The sequence below is a fragment of the Chromobacterium sp. Panama genome, assembly GCF_003052555.1.
Taxonomy (GTDB): Bacteria; Pseudomonadota; Gammaproteobacteria; order Burkholderiales; family Chromobacteriaceae; genus Chromobacterium.
In genome coordinates this window covers 3119624-3140522 of the sequence record NZ_QARX01000001.1, presented here as the reverse complement: position 1 = coordinate 3140522, position 20899 = coordinate 3119624, and the positions used below count along the sequence as shown (strand labels likewise).

At 69.2% G+C, this 20899-nt stretch carries 18 protein-coding genes; 12 read left to right on the top strand and 6 right to left on the bottom strand.

Annotated elements, in window-relative coordinates; translation table 11 throughout:
• From DB032_RS24815 to DB032_RS14175, 10 genes are all read left to right on the top strand, one after another.
• Positions 1-1489: type VI secretion system Vgr family protein (locus DB032_RS24815; protein WP_146176789.1), on the top strand; the 1489-nt coding region annotated here is incomplete at its 5' end.
• Positions 1489-3705 carry a DUF2169 domain-containing protein gene (locus DB032_RS14215; RefSeq protein WP_199225905.1) on the top strand — a complete coding sequence of 739 codons (2217 nt, stop codon included), beginning with the start codon at positions 1489-1491 and terminating at the stop codon, positions 3703-3705. The genes DB032_RS24815 and DB032_RS14215, both read left to right, overlap by 1 nt.
• On the top strand, positions 3702-4781 hold the full coding sequence (locus DB032_RS14210) for a pentapeptide repeat-containing protein (protein ID WP_107800059.1): 1080 nt from the start codon (positions 3702-3704) through the stop codon (positions 4779-4781). Before DB032_RS14215 ends, DB032_RS14210 begins: the two co-directional genes overlap by 4 nt.
• Complete coding sequence (locus DB032_RS14205; RefSeq protein WP_107800058.1) at positions 4781-5377, top strand: DUF3540 domain-containing protein; 597 nt, start codon at positions 4781-4783, stop codon at positions 5375-5377. The genes DB032_RS14210 and DB032_RS14205 overlap by 1 nt, the downstream gene beginning before the upstream one ends.
• A gap of 11 nt (positions 5378-5388) precedes the next feature.
• Entirely contained in the window at positions 5389-5775 is a 387-nt protein-coding gene (locus DB032_RS14200) for a DUF4150 domain-containing protein (protein ID WP_043593253.1), read from the top strand.
• Positions 5775-6374 carry a type VI secretion lipoprotein TssJ gene (locus DB032_RS14195; RefSeq protein ID WP_107800057.1) on the top strand — a complete coding sequence of 200 codons (600 nt, stop codon included), beginning with the start codon at positions 5775-5777 and terminating at the stop codon, positions 6372-6374. Before DB032_RS14200 ends, DB032_RS14195 begins: the two co-directional genes overlap by 1 nt.
• Positions 6371-7732 carry a type VI secretion system baseplate subunit TssK gene (tssK, locus tag DB032_RS14190; RefSeq protein WP_107800056.1) on the top strand — a complete coding sequence of 454 codons (1362 nt, stop codon included), beginning with the start codon at positions 6371-6373 and terminating at the stop codon, positions 7730-7732. Before DB032_RS14195 ends, tssK begins: the two co-directional genes overlap by 4 nt.
• A gap of 80 nt (positions 7733-7812) precedes the next feature.
• Positions 7813-9438, top strand: coding sequence for a type IVB secretion system protein IcmH/DotU (icmH, locus tag DB032_RS24810; protein ID WP_107800055.1), 1626 nt, complete (start codon positions 7813-7815; stop codon positions 9436-9438).
• Positions 9435-12890, top strand: a complete 3456-nt coding sequence (gene tssM / locus DB032_RS14180; protein ID WP_107800054.1) for a type VI secretion system membrane subunit TssM — start codon at positions 9435-9437, stop codon at positions 12888-12890. Before icmH ends, tssM begins: the two co-directional genes overlap by 4 nt.
• Positions 12891-12974: 84 nt before the next feature.
• A complete protein-coding gene (locus tag DB032_RS14175; RefSeq protein ID WP_199225904.1) occupies positions 12975-13352 on the top strand; it encodes a DUF6277 family protein in 378 nt (125 codons plus the stop codon).
• A 53-nt stretch (positions 13353-13405) separates the two neighbouring features.
• Here the strand turns inward: DB032_RS14175 and antC are convergent, their stop codons facing one another.
• The 6 genes from antC to DB032_RS14145 form a co-directional block, all read right to left on the bottom strand.
• On the bottom strand, positions 13406-14428 hold the full coding sequence (gene antC, locus DB032_RS14170) for an anthranilate 1,2-dioxygenase electron transfer component AntC (protein WP_107800053.1): 1023 nt from the start codon (positions 14426-14428) through the stop codon (positions 13406-13408).
• A gap of 16 nt (positions 14429-14444) precedes the next feature.
• Entirely contained in the window at positions 14445-14936 is a 492-nt protein-coding gene (antB, locus tag DB032_RS14165; RefSeq protein ID WP_107800052.1) for an anthranilate 1,2-dioxygenase small subunit, read from the bottom strand.
• Entirely contained in the window at positions 14933-16327 is a 1395-nt protein-coding gene (antA, locus tag DB032_RS14160) for an anthranilate 1,2-dioxygenase large subunit (RefSeq protein ID WP_107800051.1), read from the bottom strand. Before antA ends, antB begins: the two co-directional genes overlap by 4 nt.
• A 70-nt stretch (positions 16328-16397) precedes the next feature.
• A complete protein-coding gene (catA, locus tag DB032_RS14155; protein ID WP_107800050.1) occupies positions 16398-17309 on the bottom strand; it encodes a catechol 1,2-dioxygenase in 912 nt (303 codons plus the stop codon).
• 73 nt (positions 17310-17382) lie between these two features.
• Positions 17383-17673, bottom strand: a complete 291-nt coding sequence (catC, locus tag DB032_RS14150; RefSeq protein ID WP_107800049.1) for a muconolactone Delta-isomerase — start codon at positions 17671-17673, stop codon at positions 17383-17385.
• 25 nt (positions 17674-17698) lie between these two features.
• Positions 17699-18850, bottom strand: a complete 1152-nt coding sequence (locus DB032_RS14145; RefSeq protein WP_304529384.1) for a muconate/chloromuconate family cycloisomerase — start codon at positions 18848-18850, stop codon at positions 17699-17701.
• A 93-nt stretch (positions 18851-18943) separates the two neighbouring features.
• Here DB032_RS14145 and DB032_RS14140 point away from each other — a divergent pair, with 93 nt between their 5' ends.
• A complete protein-coding gene (locus tag DB032_RS14140) occupies positions 18944-19846 on the top strand; it encodes a LysR family transcriptional regulator (protein WP_107800047.1) in 903 nt (300 codons plus the stop codon).
• Between the two features lie 336 nt (positions 19847-20182).
• Positions 20183-20878 carry an NAD(P)-dependent oxidoreductase gene (locus DB032_RS14135; protein WP_107801890.1) on the top strand — a complete coding sequence of 232 codons (696 nt, stop codon included), beginning with the start codon at positions 20183-20185 and terminating at the stop codon, positions 20876-20878.
• The last annotated feature ends 21 nt before the right edge of the window (positions 20879-20899 follow it).

Here is a 20899-nt window from a genome sequence, read left to right as displayed (position 1 = left end):
GGACGCGGCGCGCAACCGCCGCTACTACGTGACCGCCAGCCAGCTGACTTTCTTGCAGGACGGGCCGGACAGCAGCGGTCAGGGCCGCAATGTGATGGCCGTGTTCCGGGCGATGACGGACGACCGGCCGTTCCGCCCGCTGCGGCTGACGGCCAAGCCCATCCTGCCCGGCATCCAGAGCGCCACCGTGGTGGGGCCGGTGAACGCGGAAGTGCACACCGACAAGCTGGGCCGCATCCGCGTGCACTTCCACTGGGACCGTTACAAGACCCAGGAAGAAGACGCCTCGTGCTGGATCCGGGTGTCGCAAGCCTGGGCCGGCAAGGGCTGGGGCGTGCTGGCGCTGCCGCGGGTGGGCCAGGAAGTGCTGGTCACCTATGTCGACGGCGATCTGGACCGGCCTATGGTCACCGGCATTGTCTACAACGGCGACAATCCGACGCCTTACGACCTGCCGAAAGACATCCGCTACACCGGTCTGGTCACGCGCTCCTTGAAGCAGGGCCGTTACAGCAACGCCAGCCAGATCACCTTCGACGACCAGCGCGGCGCGGAGCGGGTGATGGTGCACGCCGAGCGGGACATGCAGCAGACCACCGAGCGCAACAGCTCGGAGGCGGTGGGCCAGGACCAGAACATCGATGTGAAAGGCACGTCGACCTCGGTCACCGGCGCGTCGATCAAGTTCACCGGGGTGTCGGTGTCCTTCACCGGCCTGTCGGTCAGCTTCACCGGGGTATCCACCAGCTTCACCGGCTTGTCCACCAGTTTCACCGGGGCGTCCACCAGCTTCACCGGCGTTTCCACCGGCTTCACCGGGGTGTCCACCGGTTTTACCGGCGTCTCCACCAGCTTCACCGGCATTTCCACCGGTTTCACCGGGGTGTCCACCAGCTTTACCGGCGTGTCCACCAGCCTGACCGGCACGCGCACCTCGGTGACGGGCACCTCGCAGGGCATGACCGGCATTTCCACCTCGATGACCGGCACCAGCGTGTCGGCCACCGGCATGTCGCAAAGCATGACCGGGGTGTCGTCTTCTTATACCGGCACCTCCACCAGCGTCACCGGCAGCAAGATGTCGGTGACCGGCACCTCCAAGAGCGTGACCGGCACCTCGATGTCGGACACCGGTTCCTCGGTCAGCATCACCGGCACCTCGATGTCCACCACCGGCTCGTCCACCAGCGTGACCGGCAGCAAGATGTCCACCACCGGGTCCGACGTCGGCGTCACCGGCTGTTCGGTGTCCACCACCGGCGCTTCGGTCAAGTTGGTGGGCAGCGATACCTCGATGACGGGTTCCGAGACCAAGGCGGTGGGCAGCAAGATGTCCACCACCGGTTCCAGCATCAGTTCGGTGGGGTCTGAGGTCAGCAGCACCGGCTTCAGCAACTCCACCACCGGTTTCAAATACTCCTACACCGGCGCGTCCTACTCGGACACCGGCGTGGATCTGAAAAAAGTCGGCATGGAGGTCAAAAGCTGATGCCCTTGCGTCATATCAAACCCCAGGCGGCGCTCGTGTCCTCGTCGCGCACCCAGATCGGCGCTCAAGCCATGTTGCGCGTCGGCGTCGGCGTCGGCTTCCGCCTGAGCGATCCCTTCATCCTGGCGCACGAGGCCGTGTGCTGGGAGGCGATCAAGGCCGCGGAGCCGGCGCTGCCGCTGTTCGAGCCGGCCATGCCCAAGCTGCGCGCCGAATGGCTGTTGCTGGGCAGCGCGCATTATCGCGGGACGGCGGCCGGCGCCGGCGCGCTGGACTGGCTGGCCGAGGCCGAGCTGGGCGGCGTGCGCAAGATCGCGAGTTGCCGGGCGCGGCCGCGCGTGGACGGCGGCCGCGCCGAGGCCAGCCTGGCGCTGGACCCGCGTCAGGCCGCCGCCGGCCTGCAGGGCGAAAACCCTTTCGGTCAACGCCACGCGGCGCCGCCCTTGCAACGGGTCCGCGGCCTGAGCGTGAGCCCGGCGCCGCTGGCGGCGATGGGGCCGCTGGGCAGCGACTGGCCGGAACGCCGCCAATGGCAGCCGCGCTTTGCCGGCTCGCCGCAGGCGATGGCGGAGGACGGCAGCCATATGGGCTGGCCGGCGGCCACCGATCTGCGCTTCTTCCAGCAGGCGGCGCCGGACCAATGGTCGGAGCAGGCTTGCTGGCCGGCGCAAGCGCCGTACGCGCTCAGCGGTTTTCGCGGCGGCGAGCTTCAGGGCCGCTTGCCGGCCCTGCGGCCGCTGCTGCTGGCCGGGCGCGGCGACGGCCCGCTGGACGAGCGCCCGGAGCTGAGGCTGCAAACCGTATGGCTGCTGCCTGACGCGGATCTGGGCGTGATGTGGTGGAACGGCTTCCTGCCGCTGGATTACGTGCTGGACGACAGCGTGGGCCGGCTGGCGCTGGGCTTCAAGGACGCCGCCGAGCCGGAGCGGCCGGCGGAGCTTGCCGCCTTCGCCGAGCGCCGCGCGCGGCTGGACGACCAGGACCCGCTCTTGCTGGCCGATCACGCGCTGATGCCGGACCCCGCGCGCGGCTGGGTCTGGGAACAGATCCTGGACTCCGCCGACCATCCGCGCTTCGCGCCGCCGCCGCGCGATCGCGCCGAGATCCGCGCGCGGCTGGAACAGAACCGCGAGGATTTGCGCGAGGCGCAGGCGGCGCAAAGCCGGCTGCAGTCCTTTGTCCGCGCCAATGAAAACGCCTTGGCCGGCCTGCCGCAGGCGGCGGCCGACGAGGAAGACTGGCGCGCGCGGCTGCAAAGCGAGCGCGGCCCCTGGAGCGAGCTGACCATACGCGACGCCGATCTGAGCGGCCTGGTCATCGACGGGCGCGAACTGAACCAGGTCCGCTTCGAACGCTGCAAGCTGGATCACGGCCGCTGGCGGCAATGCCGGCTGGAGCAGGTGCAGTTCGTCGATTGCTCGCTGGCCGGCGCCGTGCTGGAAGCGGTGCGCTGGAGCGGCGGCGGCTTGAACCGCTGCAATCTGGGCGCCAGCGTCTGGAACGGCGTGGAGCTGGCGCAGCTGGGCATAGAGGATTGCCGGCTGGACGACATCGCGGTCAACGGCGGCGCCTGGCGCGCGGTCACCGTGCAGGGCGAGGGCGGCGCCGGCGGCCGGATCGGCCAGCTGCGCTGGGATCAGGTCAATTGGTGCCGGGTGCGCGCCGAGGACTGGCGCTTCACCGGACTGCAGGCCGACGGCCTGGGACTGGTGGAATGCCAGCTGCCGCGCAGCGGCTGGCGGCAATGCCGGCTGCTGAAGTTCAGCGCGCTGGACACCGATCTGTCCGCCAGCGTCTGGCAGCGCTGCCAGCAACGCTTCGGCGTGGTGTCGCACGGCAGCTCGCTGCGCCAGGCGCGGCTGGAAGACTGCGAACTGCTGTCGTGCAGCTGGCAGGAGCTGGACGCGGCGCAGCTGCGGATGGAGCACTGCGCCTGCCCGCAACTGCACGCTCAGCGGCTGCGGGCGCCGGATTCGCTGTGGCGGGGCTGCGCGCTGGACGGCCTCAACGCCACCCACGCCGATCTGACGCGCGCCCGCTTCGAGGCCTGCGCCTTGAAGGACGCGCTGTTCTACGGCGCAAGCCTGGAGGACAGCCGGATGGAGGGCTGCAATCTGATCGACGCCAAAACCGCCTGGATGCGGCCGCCGTCCGGCGGCGGCTGGAGAGGCAATCTGGAAACCGGACGCCAGGACTGGCCGAGGAGGGCGCCATGAGCGCGGCGGGAGAGGAGGTCTTGCGGGAGCTGGCCGGGCAGTTGCCGGCGGTGGTGGAGGGGCTGCGTTTCGACGCGCCGCCGGCGGCGACGCTGAACCGCGCCGTCTACATCGACTGCCGTTTCGAAGGCGTTCACTGGCAGCGGTGCCGCTTCGAGGAGGTCCGCTTCGTCAACTGCCGTTTCGAGGCCAACCGTTTCGAACGCTGCGTCTGGCGCGAGCTGGGCTGCGCCGACAGCGAGTTCATCGACTGCGTTTGGGACGAATGCGAGCTGGAACGGGTGGGCTGGCAGCGGGTGAGCGCGTCCAGGGCCCAATGGCGCGGCGGGCGGCAGCGCGACTTTTCCTGCGTGGAGCTGGACGCGGCCGATTGGCGGCTGAGCGATGTGCGCAGCGCGCACGGCTCCTTCGTCGATTGCCGGCTGCGCGAGTGGCAGTTGCAGGGCGGGCGCTGGTCGGACAGCGCCTGGATCCGCAATCAGCTGGACGGTTTCAGCGTGGAAGGCGCGGAGCTGCGCAACTTCATCCACGGCCAGAGCCGGGCGCGGCGCGTGGCGCTGAGCGCCTGCCGGGGCCTGAACGCGCGCTGGATAGATTGCGAGCTGGAGCATATGGCGCTGGACCACTGCGAGCTGCGCCAGGCGGCCTGGTCGCACAGCGTCTGGAACGGCGGCGCCATCCGCGCCAGCCGTCTTGCCGGCGCCAGTTTCGACCAGGCCCGGCTGCGGCGGGTGCAAGCGCGTGAGGCCGATCTGGAGCAGGCCCTGTTCGACGGCGCGCGGCTGGAGGACTGCGCCTTCGAGCAATTGAGCGCGCCGCGGCTGTCGCTGCGGCAGGCGCGGCTGGAACAGGTCAATCTGTCCGGCGCCAATTTGCGCGGGCTGGACGCCAGCGGCGCCGCGCTGCAGTCGGTGAAGCTGTCCGGCTGCGATTGCCGCGGCGGCAGGCTGATAGGCCAGCCGCGCGGCGCATGGAGCGCGGCGGACACCGCCGGCGCGCTGTTCGACGATAGCAAACTTGAGCAAGACCGGGCCTGGCGGCAACAGGCGCAGCCCGGACCTAGAGGAGCCGCATGATGACATGGATGCAAGAGAGCGCCCTGGCCTGGGCTGAAACCCCGGCTGAATCCGATCCGGTGCTGCGCGCGCTGCGCGTGGCCGCGCCGACGCCGCGCCCCAGCCAGGAATGGCTGCCGGCGCGGGTGTGCGCCCAAGGCGAGGGAGACGGCGAATGGTTGGTCCGGCTGCCGACCGGCGCGCTGCGCCAGGCGCGCGCCGCCTTCAGCTGCCTGGTGAGGCCGCAGCGCGGCGATCTGGTGCAATTGGCGGCGTCGGAAGAGGGGTGCTGGGTGCTGGCCGTGCTGGAGCGCCCGCAGCCGGGCGGCGTCTGCCGGCTGGAACTGGGCGCGGCCAGCGTGCAGCTGCACGCCGCCGAGCTGCATCTGTGCGCCGACGGCGAACTGAGCCTGAACGGCCGGCAGCTCAACAGCCGCGCCCAGGCCATCGCCACCGCGGCACAGGAGCGGCAGACCCATATCGGCGGCACCGACGCCGCGCACTGCGGCAGCCTGCTGCTGCACGCGGACCGCCACATGGGGCTGCACGCCAAGAGCACGGCGCTGAGTTCGGCTTCGCTGTTGAAGCTGGACGCCGGCCAGATCCACGTAGCTTGAGGAGAATCGCGATGTTCGCCAATTGTTCCGCGGGCGGCATGGCCCTGGCGGCCTCCGACGTCTGCAAGACCCCGCCGCTGGGGATTCCGTCGACCTACGCCAATATCGCCAACAAGCCGGAGGCAGTGCCCAATGTGCCGACCATCATTTACGCCGGCGGCCCGGTGCACAACCTCAACACCATCATCCCGATGACCCACGGCGACGAGGGCGGTTCGATGGGCGGCGTGGCTTCCGGCACCGTGGCGGCGCTGTCCCGCCACGTGACCGGCTCCGGCAAGGTGCTGATCCAGGGCGCGCCGCAGACGCGGCTGACCGACACCAATCTGCCCAATAACCAGAACACCGCCGGGCAGACGGTGGCTCCTTCTCAGACCATCACCATGACCTTGAGCTAATGACCTCCTTCTCCTTTGTCCGGCGCGCGCTGCTGCTGTGCGCGCTGGCCGGCCTGGCGGGCTGCTCCTCGCTGTTCTCCTCGCGGAGCGACGAGGGGCCGCGCCAGCTGCACGTCACCCTGGTGGGCGGCGGCCAGCTGAACAACAGCGGCGGCGGCCCGCGGCCGGTGCAGGTCTGCCTGTACGTGGTGCGGGAGGCCAACTGGCTGCCGCCGGCCGGGCTGGAGGATTCCAGCTGCGCCCAGCGCGGCCGCGAAGTGGCGGCCGAATCCCGCCACGTGGTGGCGCCCAATCAGGTGCAGCAAGTGCTGCTGCCGGCCTCCGGCTCGGACCCGGTCTGGCTGCTGGCGGACGCGGACTTCGCCAGCAAGCCGCCCGGCTACGCGCCGCTACGCATCCGGGTGGACGGCCGTCAGCTGATCCATCTGGCGGTGCTGCTGGAGCGCAGCCGCATCGTCGACGCGCTGCGGCCCGCCCCCTTGCCGGCGGACGCCTCCGCGGCGGCGCCCGCCGCGTCGCCGCCGCCGGCCAAGCCCGGCCGCAAGCCTTGGCGCAAAACGCGCAAGGCGCCCATCGCCCATCTGGAGGAAAGCCCATGAGCGCTTTGCCGGTAGGACCCGTCGCCTGGAGCGACGGCATGTTGATAGAAACCCAGCATTTTCAGCAGCAGGAACGCCATCTGGCCCATCAGTTCGGCCTGCGGATGCGTCAGACCTCCAACCACGGCTGGGGCTTTTTCCGGCTGGACGTGGACAGCGACGGCCTGGGCCTGGGCCGGCTGGGCCTGCGCGCCGCCGAAGGCGTGCTGCCGGACGGCACCCCGTTCGCGCTGCCGGCGCACGACCCCTTGCCGGCGCCGCTGGACACCTCGGAAGCCCAGGCCGGCGACATCGCCTGCCTGGCTTTGCCGGCCGCCGGCTGCGGCGGCCCGGAAATGGCCTTCGGCGACGCGCCGGCCGCCGCGCGCTACCACGCCGCCGCCACCGAAGTGCCCGACCTCAGCGTGGGCCTGGACGCGCCGGGCTCGCCGCGGCGGCTGACGCTGGAAACCGGCCGCATGATGATGCGGCTGTGCTGGCAATCGCAATTGCGCGCCGATGAAACCGCCTTGCCCTTCGCCCGGGTAGCCGGGCGCAGCAGCGCGCTGACCCTGCTGCTGGACCCGCGCTTCATCCCACCGCTGCTGGACAGCCGCGCCCACCAGACGCTGCGCGCGCTGATCGAGGAGTTGCAAAGCACGCTGCAAGTGCGGCTGGCCGGCAGCGCCGGCTTGCGCCTGCTGTCCGCCGGCGGCGGCCTGGCCGATCTGGTGGAGCTGATGCTGCGCCAGGGCATCGCCGAATACCGGATGCGGCTGGCCCACCTGGACGCCTTCGACCCGCTGCCGCCGGCCTTGTTGTTCCAGGAGCTGATCGGCCTGTTGGGCCGCCTCAGCGTGCTGCCCGGCGTGGACGAGGCCCTGGCCGAGCGGCAGTTCGTCTATCAGCACAACGACCTGCAAGCCGGGTTCGAGCCGCTGGCGGCCACCTTGCGCTACGCGCTGGCCAGGGTGATCGAAACCCCGGTGCTGCCGCTGAAGTTCGAGGACCGCGGCGACCAGGTCCACGTCTGCGTGGTGGACCGCCAGTGGAAGCTGCAGAAGATGGTGTTCGCCTTCTCCGCGGCGATGCCGGCGGACAAGCTGCGCCAATTGCTGCCGCAGCAGGCCAAGCTGGGCGCGGTGGAGCAGATCCAGAAACTGGTGGACCTGCAATTGCCGGGCGCGCGCCTGATCCCCGCGCCCAATCCGCCGCGCCAGGTGCCGTACTACGCGCAGAGCGTGTATTTCGAAGTGGAATCCAGCGACCCGTTCTGGGCGCAGGCCTTCGCCGGCTCGGCGCTGGCGCTGCGCATCGTCGGGGACTTCCAGGACTTGAGGTTTGAGGCCTGGGGGCTGCGCGAAGGCAAGGTTGCTTAGAACCCGTTTTCGATCCGCCGCGCGTGCTCGCGGGACCGTAAAACAGGTTCAAAACCCAATAGCCGAAAGAGTGAACCTAAATGAATCTGCTGCATAATTTTTCCTCCATCTTTCGCCGGGCCTCCACCGCGCACCTGAACAGCGGCATGCTGGAAGGCGCGATGCGCAGCCGGCTGGAAAACCTGCCGCTGCTGATGCCGGGCCAGCAAGTGTCCACGCTGGACGCCCAGCCGGAGCCTGAGACGCTGGACGCCTTGCCGCTGGCGCTGCCGCCCGCCGCGCCGCCGACGGCGGGCGCGGGCAGGGCGCAGGCCGAGCCCGACGACGCGCCGGTGATCTATCAGCGCTCCGGCGCGCGCGGCGGCCTGCTCAAGGCCGGTCTGCAACAGGCGCAATGGGACAATCCCTTCATCTCCCACGCCTTGCCCGCGGTGCTGCAATTGCAGCGGCTGCAAGGCGGCGCGGCGGAGAGCCAGGCGCAGATCCGCGCCCAGCTGGGCCTGGAACTCAAGCTCTACCGCGAACGCCTGGCGGCCTCCGGCTGCGAGTGGCAACAGGCCCAGGACGCCTCCTACCTGCTGTGCACCTATCTGGACGAGGTCTGCAACGACGCGGCGCGCGGCGCCGGCCAGCAGCCCTACGACGGCGAGCGCAGCCTGCTGGTGGAGTTCCACGACGACGCCTGGGGCGGGGAAGACGCCTTCGCCGACCTGCAGCGCTGGCTGCGCCACGAACCGTCGCCCACCCCCTTGCTGGAGCTGTACGAACTGGTGCTGGCCCTGGGCTGGCAAGGCCGTTACCGGGTGCTGGATCGCGGCGAGGCGCTGCTGCAGGACTTGCGCTCGCAGCTGCACGCGGCGATCTGGCGCCAGCGGGAACCGGAGCCGCTGGGCGCGGAATTGATCGCGCCGCCGCCCCCGCCGCCGCCGCCGGAGCCCGAAGCCCCGCCGCGCCAGCGCTGGCTGACCCCGCTGCGCGGCGGCGCCATCGCGCTGGGCGTGGTGGCGCTGGCCTACGGCGCGGCCAATATCAGCCTGGACCTGCTGGGCCGGCCGATACGCGAAGCGCTGGCGGCCTGGACCCCGCCCTTGCGCAGCATCAATCTGGCCACCACTTTGCCGCCGCCGCTGCCGCAGCTGCTGTCCGAAGGCTGGCTGGTGGCCTATAAGCATCCGCAAGGCTGGCTACTGGTCTTCCGCAGCGACGGCGCCTTCGACGTGGGCAAGGCCGAGGTGAGGGCTTCCTTCCAGAAAAACATCGAACGGCTGGGCCAGGCTTTCGCGCCGTGGCCGGGCGATCTGGAGGTGATAGGCCATACCGACCGCCAGCCGATCCAGACCAGCGCCTTCCCCAGCAATCAGCGCCTGTCCGAGGCGCGCGCGCGCTCGGTGGCGGACACCCTGCGCCAGACCGCGATTCCCGGCGGCGCGCAAGCGCCCGACAACGCGGTGGCGCGGCGCATCGATTCCTCCGGCCGCGGCGACAGCGCGCCGCTGGACGCGGCGCAAACGCCGGCCGCCTATGAGCGCAACCGTCGCGTCGACGTGTTGTGGAAAGTGGCGGACGCGGCCAAGGGCGCGGCGGCCGCCGCCCCGTCGCCCGGTCAAAGCGCTCAGACGCCGGCCCCGCTGGCGCTGGCCCCCGGCGTCGGCATCGCCAACGGCCCCAGCCCGCTGGAGCCCGGCTATAAGGAGCAACAACCATGATCCGGCAAAGCATGCGCGTCTTGATCGCGCTTTTGATCGCGCTGGCGATCTGGTGGATAGGCCCGCTGATCTCCATCGGCGTCTACCGGCCGCTGGGCTGGGCTTTGCTGCGGCACATCCTGGTGGCGGCGGCGCTGATCTGGGGCTTTTGGCCGCTGCTGAGCTGGCTGTGGGGCCGGCTGACCGCCGCGCCGCGCGCCTTCCGACGCACGCCCAAACCCGCGCCGGAACCGGAGCCGGACCCCGGCCCGCCGGACTATATCAGCGACACCTTGCAGCAACTGGAGCGCCAGCTGAGCCGCCGCGGCGGCGCGCCGCTGCCGTGCTATCTGCTCTTGGGCGCCGCCGGCAGCGGCAAAAGCAGCCTGCTGTCCTGGACGCTGCGCGACGGCGCGGCGCCGGCGACGGCGATAGGGCAGGGCCTGGGCCTGGATTTCCGCCTGTCTTCGGACGCGGTGTGGCTGGACACCCAGGGCCAGTGGAATGTCGGCGAAGGCTACGATCAGGAAGCCTCCGCCGCCTGGGACAAGCTGCTGGCCGGCTTGGCGGCCCTGCGCGACCAGCTCAGCGTCAGCGGTGTGGTGCTGTGCGTGGGCGGCGACGATTTGATTTCCATGGCGTCCAAGCGCCGTCAGCAAATGGCCGCCACCTTGCGCCAGCGCCTGCTCAAGCTGCGCGACGGCCTGGGCCGCACCCCCAATGTTTACCTGGCCCTGACCGGGGCGGACCGGCTGGACGGCGCGCTGGCGATGCTGAACCAGATGCGGCCGGAGCGTTGGGCGCGCGGCATCGGCTTCCCGCTGCCGCTGGAAGCCGGCGCGGACGCCGCCGGCGCCTGGGCGCCGGCCTTGCACAGCCTGGAGCAAAGAGTGCAGCGCCAGGTGCAGTTCGCCGCGCCCCTGGCCGGCGAGGTGGAGGCCAACCACGCCCAACTGCGCTTCGTGGAAGCGCTGGGCCGGCTGCGCCAGGCCTTGCAGGGCCTGCTGCCGCCGCTGTTTGCCCGCGACGGCGACGAGGACGCGGCTCATCTGCGCGGCCTGTGGCTGGGCTCGGTGGCGGAAGTGGCCGACATCGAAATCGACGGACCGGAACCGGCGACGCGGCCGCTGGGCGAGCTGTGGACGCCCTTGCTGCGCCAGGTGGCGGTGGAACGGCAGTTGATGGAGCAGAACCTGACCGCGGCCGAGCGCCAGGCGCGGGAACGGCCGGCCCCGCCCGCGCCGCCCTCGCGCAAGCGCCGCCTGCTGAACGCGCTGCGCTGGGCGGCCTTGCCGGCCTTGGCGCTGGGCCTGCTGGTCTGGGTGGCCTGGGGCTATTTCGCCGAGCGCAACTATCTGGAATACGTCTGGGCCCAGTTCAGCGAGGGCAAGACGCTGGCGCGGGAACAGGCCGGCAGCGCGCCCAGCGCCGGATCGCCGCTGCTGGCGGTGGCCGCGCAGATGCGTTACGCCCAGGCTCAGGCGGAAAGCGCCGAACGCGGGATGAGAACCCCGTATTTCGAGCACCGCCGCGTGGCCGAAACCGCCACCGCCACCTATCACCGCCATCTGCAGAAAACGCTGATGCCGGAGCTGTACAACGAGGTGAAACGCACCTTGCTGGCGCAGACCGAGGGCAGCCCCGGCGACATCTTCCTGACGCTCAAGGTTTACTTGATGCTGTGCCGGCCGCAATACCGCTCCGCCGACGCGGTGGAGCGCTGGATCGCCGGGCGCTGGGAGGCGTTGTCCGAAGGCCAGTACAACGACGAGGACCGGCGAATGCTGATCGCCGACGCGCGCGCGCTGATCGCGCTGCCCGGCCTGCCGGCGGCGCCGGAGGACGCCAATCTGGTGCAGACGGCCCGCGCCCGCGCCTCGCAGATTCCGGTGGTGACCCGGGTGCTCAACCATGTGCGGGAGCAGGGCCTGCCGGCGCAGATTCAGGACATCTCGCTGGCGCGCGCGGCCGGCTTCGGCTCCGCGATGAGCTTGCGCATGCGCAACAATGTGCCGGACACCGACAGCGCCGTTTCCGGCTGGTACACCCGCGCCGGCTATGTCGACGCCTTCCTGCCGCGGCTGGAGACCAGCGCCCGCGCCATGCTGGAGGAGCAGAGCTGGGTGCTGCGCAACGAACCGCTGCGCGGCAACGGCTTTGAAATCGACAGCCTGGTACAGAAGCTGGCCGACAGCGCCCGCAACCAGTATCTGCAGGACTACATCACCGCCTGGCAAAGCTTTCTGGCCAATGTCAGCGTGCGCTCCGTCACCGGCCTGGACGACGCCGCGCAACTGGCGGCGTCGATGATGAACTCGCAGTCCCCGCTGGCCAATCTGCTGCGCTTCGCCGGCCGCGAAACCATGCTGACCGGCAACTACGACGGCGGCATGGACAGCTGGATAGACCGCCAGAAGGCGCGGCTGGAGAAAAGCCGCCGCTCGCTGGTGGGCGAGATCAACGGCGAGCGCTACCGGACCACCTTGCTGCCGGAACACGCGGTGGAGGAGCACTTCCAGGCCTTGCGCCAGATCGCCAAGCAATTGGAGAAGAACGACAACAGCGGCGGCAATCCGCTGGCGCGGCTGTTCGATTCGCTGTACCGCCAGCTGGGCCTGGTCAACGGCGCGCTGCAAACCGGCCAGGTGCTGCCGGCGCAATACGATGTGTTCACCAAGCTGCGCGGCGACGCCGGCCTGCAGCCGGAGCCGGTGCGCGGCATCATGCTGGACCTGATCAACAACGGCAGCGCCGCTACTTCCAGCCAGACCCAGGCGGTGCTCAACAAGGGGGCGGCCGGCGCCACGCGCAGCGCCTGCGACCAGGGCCTGACCGGACGCTATCCGTTCCGCCGCGGCGCCGGCGCGGACGCCAGCGTGGAGGGCTTTGAGCGGCTGTTCGCGCCGCAGGGCGCGATGGCGGTGTATTTCCGCGAGCACCTGGCCGCCTATGTCGACACCTCGGTCACGCCGTGGAAGGCGCGCAGCGTGGACGGCGGCAAGCAGGCGCTGCTGAGCCCGGACGTGATAGGCGCTTACGAGAGCGCCAGCCGCATCCGCGACGCGATGCTGGACGACGGCGGACGCTTGCGCGTGCCCACGGTCTTGCGCTTCCTGGACATGGACCCGCAATTGGCCGAGGTGCAACTAGATCTGGCCGGCCAGACCCTGCGCTTCGCCCACGGCGCCACCACGCCGCAGCGCATCGACTGGAACGGCCAGAGCCAGAAGCTGGCGATACGGCTGCAGATGAAGTCGGTGGACGGCCGGGTCAACACCCTGCAATACGACGGGCCGTGGGCGCTGTTCCGCTTCTTCGACGCCGGCCGCGGCGTGGGCGGGACCGCGGACCGCCGCGAGCGTCTGTACCAGGGCAGCCTGGGTTCGGTGCGCATCGAGTGGCAGTCGCTGTCCTCGCCGTCGCCGCTGTGGTCCGGGCTGATCCAGTCCTTCCGTTGTCCGCAAGGCGGCTGACAACGGCTCCGGGGCCGGCGCGGCCGGTCCCGGGCAGCATTGCCGCCGTTTGCTTCATTCCATGACCCACTGAAAGGAAACACCATGACCAAGGCCGCAGAAAACATGATCAACCCGGCGGAAATCCTCAAGGCGTGCAGCGCCGCCCACCAGTACGGCCAGAGCGCCGGCGGCTCCATGGCGGAGCCGTTCATGAACTCGGTGCCGGGCATGTCCACCGCCTCCGGCAGCAACGCCAGCAATATGATAGGCAATGTGCAGGACGTGGGCCGTCAGATGCTGGATCACATGACGGCGATCAAGTCCGCGGTGGACAAGCAGGTGGCGGTGCACCAGGACCAGCAGCGCCGGCAGAAGACTTACGACTTCCAGCCGGACATGTCCGACCTGCGCCCCAGCGACGCCAAGGGCTTCCCCACGGAAATGCCGGAAGCCTTCTTCGCGCCCTTCATGAAGAAATAGGCGGGATGGGCGGGAGCCCGGGGCGCATCCCCGTTCCGGGCCCTGGCCGCCGTTCAGCCGCCGCTGTCGGCGAACTTCTCCAGATAGAGCTTGAGGCGCTCGCAGCCGTGACGGCGCAGCCAGTCGCGCATCGCGTCCACCATCGGCGGCGGGCCGCAGAGATAGATGTCGGCGGCCCGCGCGCGCAGCGCGTCCGCGTCCAGATGATCCGGAATCAGCCCGCGCTTGCCGCTCCAACTCTCTCCCGGCGCCATCACCACCGGATGCCAGACAAAGCCGGGCAGCCGTTCGGCCAGGCCGCGCAAGCGCGGCAGCTCGCACAGATCGCCTTCGCGGTTGACGCCGTAATACAGCGTCACCGGCTGGCCGCAGCCGCCTTGTTCCGCCAATTGATCCAGCATGCCGAGAAAGGCGGACAGGCCGGTGCCGCCGGCCAGCATCAGCACCGGCTTGTCGATGTGGCGCAGATAGAAGCTGCCCAGCGGCGCCTCCAGCTCGATGCGGTCGCCGGCCCGCCAGCCGTCGCGCAGATAATTGCTCATCGCGCCGTCCGGCAGCAGCCGCACCAGAAAGCGCAGCTGCTTGTCCGCGCCGGGGGCGTGGGCGAAGGAGTAGGCGCGCCACTGCTCGCCGCCGGGCACGCGCAGCCTGGCGTACTGGCCGGGCAGGAAGGACAGCGCGCCTTCTGCGGCGGAGGCGTCCAGGCACAGCACGGCGCAGCTGTCCGACACCGGCTCCACCCGGCTGACCACGGCGCTGAGACGGGCGGCCGGCGCGCCGCGGCACAGGCTGGAGTCGAAGTCGAAGGAAAAGGCCGCGTCCGACAGTACCCGGGTCTGGCAGGACAGCACGCTGCGTTCCGCCAATTCCTCCGCGGACAAGGCCTCGGGGTCGACATAGTCCTGGCTGTAGTCGCCGCGGTCGCAGCGGCCGCGGCAGGTGGCGCATACGCCCTCGCGGCAGTCCATCGGGATCTTGAGGCCCTGGCGCAGCGCGGCGTCCAGCAGCAATTCCCCCGGCCGCGCCTCCAGAAACAGGGTATGGCCATCGAGAAAATTCAAAGCCACTTGATGCATATCGGCGCTTTCACATTCAAAGATGGTAGAAGTCCAACACCGCGTTGACGGTATCGTTCAGCAAGAGCACATGCTGACGCCGGATCAGCCAGCCGTCGCCGTTTCGCGCCAGCGTGTACGCGGCGCGGCCGTAAAAATAGTGGGTCTCGCCAAAGCGGGTGTAGAAGGTGGCCCAGTTGACGCGCGCCTCCACCAGCCCGTCCGCGCCGCGTTCCACGCGGATATTGGCCAACTGGTGCAAGGTGCGCGGCATCGGGTTGCAGGCGGCGGATTTGCCGGTGCGGATGCGGAATACCCTGTCTTCCAGGCCGGCGCGGCTGGCGTAGTAGATCAGCGACATCTCGCGCTTGGGGTCGGTGGTGTACACATGCTCGGCGTCCCATTGCGGCACGTGGTATTCGCAGTCCGGCGCGTAATCGGCCAGGTAGGCGTCCCAGTCCTGGTTGTCGCAGCGCTCGGCGTGGCGGTAGAGAAACTGCTCCACCTGATAATGCAGTTCGATATTCATTGCTCGGCTCCCTCGACGGCGGCGCGCCGCTCCAGCCCTTGCAGCAGGAATTGCCGCCAGGCGCTGTGCTGGTTGACGTACAGGCCCTCATGGGTGATTTCGGTCCCGGTCAGGCAGGGGCGGATGCCCAGGGTCAGGCTATTGGGCGTGGCGCCGGTCTGCCAGCGCGGGTAGCCGCGCGAGATGTCGCTCCAGCGCTCCAGCCGCCCCTGAAAGCCGCGCTGGGCCTCGCGGAACTCGGTCAGATCGTCCGGCGTGCCCATGCCGGACACATTGAAGAAGTCCTCGAACTGGCGGATGCGGTTTTCGCGGTCGGCGGCGGACTCGCCCTTGACGCCCAGGCATTGGCTTTGCACCAGGGTCTTGTTCCAGGCCAGCGGGCGGATGATGCGCAGCTGGGAGCTGATCTGGTCCATGAAGAACAGGCTGGGATAGATGTTGAGGTTGCGCAGCCGGTGCATCATCCATTCCGCCTTGGCCTGGCCGTGCTCGGCCACCAGCCGCGGCATGATGCTGGCGTAGCCGGGCCGCACCGCCGGATTGGGCATGTCGCTGAACAGCACGCTGTGGCCGTTGGGGAAGGAGAACCAGCCGTCGTCGGTGGCGGCATCGCCGGCGCCCAGCTTGCTGTAGTCCAGCGTGGCGGCCTGCGCCTCGCCTTGCTGGCGGCTGACTTCCTGGCGGTGCTGCACCGTGGCCACGTAGTTGTAATGCACGGTGCTGACGTGGTAGCCGTCCAGTCCGTTTTCGTTTTGCAGCTTCCAGTTGCCGTCGTAGGTGTAGCTGGATTTGCCGGGCAGCACTTCCAGCTCGCCGCTGGGGGACTGCGCCACCATCATGTCGAAAAAGGCCTTGGCGTCGCCCAGATAGTCTTCCAGCGCGTCCGCGCCGTCCGCGTCCAGGCTGACGAAGACGAAGCCCTTGTAGCTGGCGACGCGCGCCTGTTTCAGCGATCGGCCGGCCTTGTCGAAGTCCGCCGGATATTCGCCCGGGGCCTTGACCTTGAGCAGGCGGCCGTCGTTCTTGTAGCACCAGGCGTGGAAGGGGCAGGTGAAGGTGGATTGATTGCCCTTGCACTGGCGCACCAGGGTGGCGCCGCGGTGCTGGCAGGCGTTGACCAGCGCGTGCAGGCCGCCGTTGGCGTCGCGGCTGACGATCAGCGGCTGGCGGCCGGCCTGCAGGGTGATGAAGTCGTTGGGCTCGGCGATTTCGCTTTCGTGACAGGCGTAGATCCAGACTTTCTCGAAGATCAGCTCCATCTCCAGCTCGAACAGCTGCGCGTCGGTGAACATGTCGCGGGCGATGCGGTAGACGCCGTCGTCCGGGCGAAAGTCCAGGCAGCCGCCGACGAAGCTGCGCCATTGCGCCGTGGTGCGGAAGGTTGTGCTCATCGTAATGTCCCTCTCTGTGTTCCAACGGACCCGCCGCGCCGGGCGGCGGGCCGCGGTTTCAGTTAGTCCATCAGGCCTGGGCGCGGGCGCGGCTGACCTCGGTGGAGGGGGCCGGAGCCGCTGCGCGGTGCAGGGTGAAGTTGAACTCGATGCGGGCGAAAGGCTTGCCCACGCCGCTCTGGCGCAGTTCCTCCGGCGCGCTGACGCGTTGAATCTCCGGCACCAGCCCTTCGCGGGAGCCGAAGGCGAAGTCGTCCCACAGATAGGGGTCGTCCTGGATGTTGATCTGGGTGGTCAGCTTGCGGAAGCCCGGCGCGGACACGAAGAAGTGAACGTGGGCCGGACGGTGGCCGTGACGGCCCAATTGCCGCAGCAGCCGGTCGGTGGCGCCGTCCGGCGGCACGCTGTAGCCACAGGGCATGATGCTGCGGAAGCGGTAGCGGCCTTGCTCATCGGTGCGGATGCTGCGGCGCAGGTTGAAATCGCTCTGGGTTTTATCGAAGTAGGAGTAATTGCCCAGGCTGTTGGCGTGCCATACCTCCACCAGCGCGTGCGGCACCGGCTGGCCAGCGCTGTCCAGCACCTGGCCGCGCATGAACAAGGGCTCGCCGTCGTCCTTGCCGTCGTCCAGCCGCGCCTCGCATTCGCACAGCGGCGCGCCGGCCACGTAGAGCGGCCCCTCTATGGTGCGCGGCGTGCCGCCGAGCAGGCCGGCCTTGCGTTCGGCCTCGTCGGCGCGCAGGTCCAGAAAGTGTTCCAGCCCGAGCCCGGGCACGATCAGGCCCAGTTCGCCGCTGCGGCCGGCGTCGGCCAGCAGCCCCACCGCGCTCCAGAACTCCGACGGCTGGATGTCGAAATCCTCGATCGCGTAGCACAGATCGCGCATCAAGCGGTTGACGATGGCGCGGGTGCGCGGGTTGGCCTGCTCGCTGGCGGGCTGGTCGAAGCGTTGCAACAGGGCGTCGATTTCGGCGCGTTCCATGGTGTTTCTCCTTTGTTGACGGGCGGGGGTGTTGTGTTTTGATTCCGCCGTGGTGGACCGCTAAAGCGGGCGCCTAGCGGTCGTCGGCGTGGATGCTGGACGGATGCCGGTTCAAGGGCCTGACCTCGATGCGCATGAAGGGGAACAGCGGCAGGCTGGACAGCAATTGGTGCAGTTCTTCGGCGTCGGCGACGTCGAACACGCTGATGTTGGCGTACTGGCCGCTGAGCCTCCATAGATGGCGCCATTGGCCGCTGCGCTGCAGCGCTTGCGCGCGTTCGCGCTCGTCCAGCTTCAAGGCCGCCGCCCGTTCCGGGTCCAGGTCGTGCGGCAGCTGTACTTGCATTTCCACATGAAACAGCATGGTGGTCTCCTTGGGGTGTCGGGGGTCAGACCGCGTGCAGGCGCGGCGTGGTCCGGTCGCGGCGCAGGGCGGCCAGCTTGTCCGGGTCCGGGCGCACGCCCAGGCCGGGTCCGGACGGCAGTTGCAGTTCGAAATCGCGGTAGCAGAGCGGCTCGCTCAGCAATTCCTCGGTCAGCAGCAGCGGGCCGAACAGCTCGCTGCCCCAGTCCAGCCGCTCGAAGGTGGAGAACAACTGGGCCGAGGCGATGGTGCCGATGCCGCCTTCCAGCATGGTGCCGCCGTAGAGGCCCAGACCGTTGACGGCGGCGATCTCGGCCACCTGGCGCGCGGCGAACAGGCCGCCGGACTGCGCTATCTTCACCGCGAACACGTCGGCGGCGTCCTGGCGCGCCAGCTGATTGGCGTCCGCTGGGCCGTGCAGGGATTCGTCCGCCATGATGGGCACCGCGAAGCGCCGCGCCAGCCGGGCCAGCGCCGCCGGGTGTTCGCGCGGCACCGGCTGTTCGATCAGCTCCACGCCACCATCCTGCAGCCGGGCGATGGCGCGCTCGGCCTGCATCTCGCTCCAGGCCTGGTTGACGTCGACGCGCACGCCGGCGCGGCCGTCCAGCGCGCGGCGTATCGCCAGCACATGGGCCACGTCGTCTTCCGGCGCGCGCAAGCCTATCTTCAGCTTGAACGCGCGGTGACGGCGCCGCTCCAGCATGGCCTCGGCCTCGGCGATGTCGCGGCCGGTGTCGCCGCTGGCCAGGGTCCAGGCCACCGGCAGGCTGTCGCGCACCCGGCCGCCCAGCAAGTCGCTCAGCGGCACGCCTAGCCGCCGCGCCTGGATGTCCAGCAAGGCGGTTTCCAGCGCGCACTTGGCGAAACGGTTGCCGCGGGCGCCGCGGCGCAGCTTGCCCAGCAGGCGGCCGAAGTCGCGGGCGTCCTCGCCCAGCAGCAGCGGCGCCAGGTGGCAGTCGATATTGGTCTTGACGCTCTCCGGGCTTTCTTCTCCGTATTGCAGCCCGCCTATGGTGGTGGCCTCGCCCCAGCCTTCTTGTCCGTCGCGGCAGCGGATGCGGACCAGGGCCAGCGTCTGGCTGCGCAGGGTGGCCACCGACAGCTGGTGCGGGCGGATGGTGGGCAGATCGACCAGAATGGTCTCCACCGTGTCTATCGCGGTATCAGGTATCAAGATTGCGCTCCCGTGGTTTCGGATATCATGCAAGCCTGTGGAGCCGCGGGTCCAACACCGTTTTCGTCTGCTTCCATACCTGTGAGGTATTGAATGGAATTGCGCCATCTGCGCTACTTCGTCGCCGTCGCCGAAGAGCTCAACTTCACCCGCGCGGCGGAACGGCTGCACATCGCCCAGCCGCCGCTAAGCCGGCAGATCCAGCAACTGGAGGAGGAACTGGGCCTGTTGCTGCTGGACCGCGGCGCGCGGCCCTTGCAACTGACCGAGGCCGGCCGCTTCTTCTACGCCCAGGCGCGCAATCTGCTGGCCCAGGCCCAGGGCATGCGCGCGATGACGCGCAAGATCGCGCTGGCGCGCCGGCAACTGGTGATAGGGTATGTCGGCTCCACCTTGTACCGGCCCTTGCCGGAAGTGATACGCCGCTTCCGCGCCATCCATGTCGACACCGAGCTGTCCTTGCTGGAAATGACGTCCTTGGAGCAGGTGGAGGCCTTGAAGGCCGGCCGCATCGACGTGGGCTTCGGCCGGCTCTTGTTCGACGACCCGGCGGTGGAGCGCGAAGTGCTGGCCGAGGAGCCCTTGTGGCTGGCCTTGCCGCTGGAGCACCCGCTGGCGCGGCGCGAAGGGCCCTTGCGCCTGCGCGACGCGGCGGAGGAAACGGTTCTGATCTATCCGCGCCAGCCGCGGCCCAGCTACGCCGACCAGGTGCTGGCCGCCTTCCGCCAGCGCGCGCTGGAGCCGGCTTTCGCGCTGGAAGTGAGAGAATTGCAAACCGCGCTGGGCCTGGTGGCCGCCGGCATGGGGGTATGCGTGGTGCCGGCCAGCGTGCTGAGGCTGCGCCGCGACGACGTGGTGTACCGGCCGCTGACGGACGAAGGCCTGGCCTCGCCGCTGATCATGAGCGCGCGGCGCGGGGACCGCTCCGAGGAACTGGCCCTGATCCGGCGCTTATTGCGCGAGCTGCTGCCGCGCGAGGCGGCGCTGGAGGAGTAGGGCAGGACGCCGCAGGGAAAGGAGGCGGTGTTTAGAACCTGTTTACGATCCGCTGCGCGTCGGCGATACGGCGTTGAAAACAAGCTCAAAATGCTCATGTACCACGAGTACATTCCGCTTTTTCGCTCGTTTTCGCCTTGTCTCGCCTTAGCTCGCGAGATCGTAAACACATTCTTAGAATCTGTTCAGAGTCTGCCGCGCTTCAGCGATACGGCGTTGAGCAGGCGCTTGGGTTTGTAACGGCGAGCACGCCGCCATGGGTTTGACCACACGGTAGGCGCGGCGGCGGAGCGCGCCATTTAGCTGGCCGGTTTTCCGGTTCAACAAGGGGTGATCATGAAGAAAATCTGCATCATCGGCGCGTCGGGCAAGCTGGGCCAATACATGGTTCAACATGCGCTGGATCGGGGCTACCAGGTTGTCGCCGTTTGCCGCGCCGTCAGCGTGCCCAAGCTGGAACGTTTCAAGGACCGCATCGCCATCCTGCCCGGCGCCAGCGACGACCGTCGGCTGATACAGCAGGCGGTAGCCGGCTGCGACGGCGTGCTGACCGTGCTGGTGCCCTGGGGCATGAGGCAGTATTCGTCCGGCACCGCCCAGGCGGTGCTGGATTTCGCTCCGGCAGGCGCGCGCTTGATATTTTCCTGTGGTTGGCATATCAGCCGCGACGGCCTGGATGTCTACCCGCTATCCATCCGGCTGGCGGTGTCGATAGGCGGCTGGCTGCTGCGCTTGTTCCGCGTCGGCGAAATCGAGGATCAGGTGCGGGCTTGCCGGCTGATCTTCGCCAGCGACGCCCGCTGGACCGTGGTGCGCGGCAGCAATCTGGAAGAGGGCGCTAGCCAGGGCCTGCCTGTGTGGAGCGAGCATGTAGGCGATGCCGTGTTGACAAGCAATCTCACCCGCCGAACAGACTTCGCCCTCTTCATGGTGGCCGCGCTGGAAGATGAGACCTTGGTTCGCCTGGCGCCCGCCATCGTCGGCCGCCAAACGCCGTCGGCGCAGGCCGCCATCGCCGCAGGGGCGGGTTGAGGCGGCCCTTGCCGTTCGATG

Excerpts from the sequence above, each read along its gene's own strand:
- antC (WP_107800053.1), bottom strand. The coding sequence starts at position 14,428 with ATGCATCAAGTGGCTTTGAATTTTCTCGATGGCCATACCCTGTTTCTG.
- DB032_RS14140 (WP_107800047.1), top strand. The coding sequence starts at position 18,944 with ATGGAATTGCGCCATCTGCGCTACTTCGTCGCCGTCGCCGAAGAGCTC.
- DB032_RS14175 (WP_199225904.1), top strand. The coding sequence starts at position 12,975 with ATGACCAAGGCCGCAGAAAACATGATCAACCCGGCGGAAATCCTCAAG.
- antB (WP_107800052.1), bottom strand. The coding sequence starts at position 14,936 with ATGAATATCGAACTGCATTATCAGGTGGAGCAGTTTCTCTACCGCCAC.
- DB032_RS14195 (WP_107800057.1), top strand. The coding sequence starts at position 5,775 with ATGACCTCCTTCTCCTTTGTCCGGCGCGCGCTGCTGCTGTGCGCGCTG.
- DB032_RS14210 (WP_107800059.1), top strand. The coding sequence starts at position 3,702 with ATGAGCGCGGCGGGAGAGGAGGTCTTGCGGGAGCTGGCCGGGCAGTTG.
- catA (WP_107800050.1), bottom strand. The coding sequence starts at position 17,309 with ATGGAACGCGCCGAAATCGACGCCCTGTTGCAACGCTTCGACCAGCCC.
- DB032_RS14135 (WP_107801890.1), top strand. The coding sequence starts at position 20,183 with ATGAAGAAAATCTGCATCATCGGCGCGTCGGGCAAGCTGGGCCAATAC.
- icmH (WP_107800055.1), top strand. The coding sequence starts at position 7,813 with ATGAATCTGCTGCATAATTTTTCCTCCATCTTTCGCCGGGCCTCCACC.
- DB032_RS14205 (WP_107800058.1), top strand. The coding sequence starts at position 4,781 with ATGACATGGATGCAAGAGAGCGCCCTGGCCTGGGCTGAAACCCCGGCT.
- DB032_RS14200 (WP_043593253.1), top strand. The coding sequence starts at position 5,389 with ATGTTCGCCAATTGTTCCGCGGGCGGCATGGCCCTGGCGGCCTCCGAC.
- catC (WP_107800049.1), bottom strand. The coding sequence starts at position 17,673 with ATGCTGTTTCATGTGGAAATGCAAGTACAGCTGCCGCACGACCTGGAC.
- DB032_RS14215 (WP_199225905.1), top strand. The coding sequence starts at position 1,489 with ATGCCCTTGCGTCATATCAAACCCCAGGCGGCGCTCGTGTCCTCGTCG.
- tssK (WP_107800056.1), top strand. The coding sequence starts at position 6,371 with ATGAGCGCTTTGCCGGTAGGACCCGTCGCCTGGAGCGACGGCATGTTG.
- tssM (WP_107800054.1), top strand. The coding sequence starts at position 9,435 with ATGATCCGGCAAAGCATGCGCGTCTTGATCGCGCTTTTGATCGCGCTG.
- antA (WP_107800051.1), bottom strand. The coding sequence starts at position 16,327 with ATGAGCACAACCTTCCGCACCACGGCGCAATGGCGCAGCTTCGTCGGC.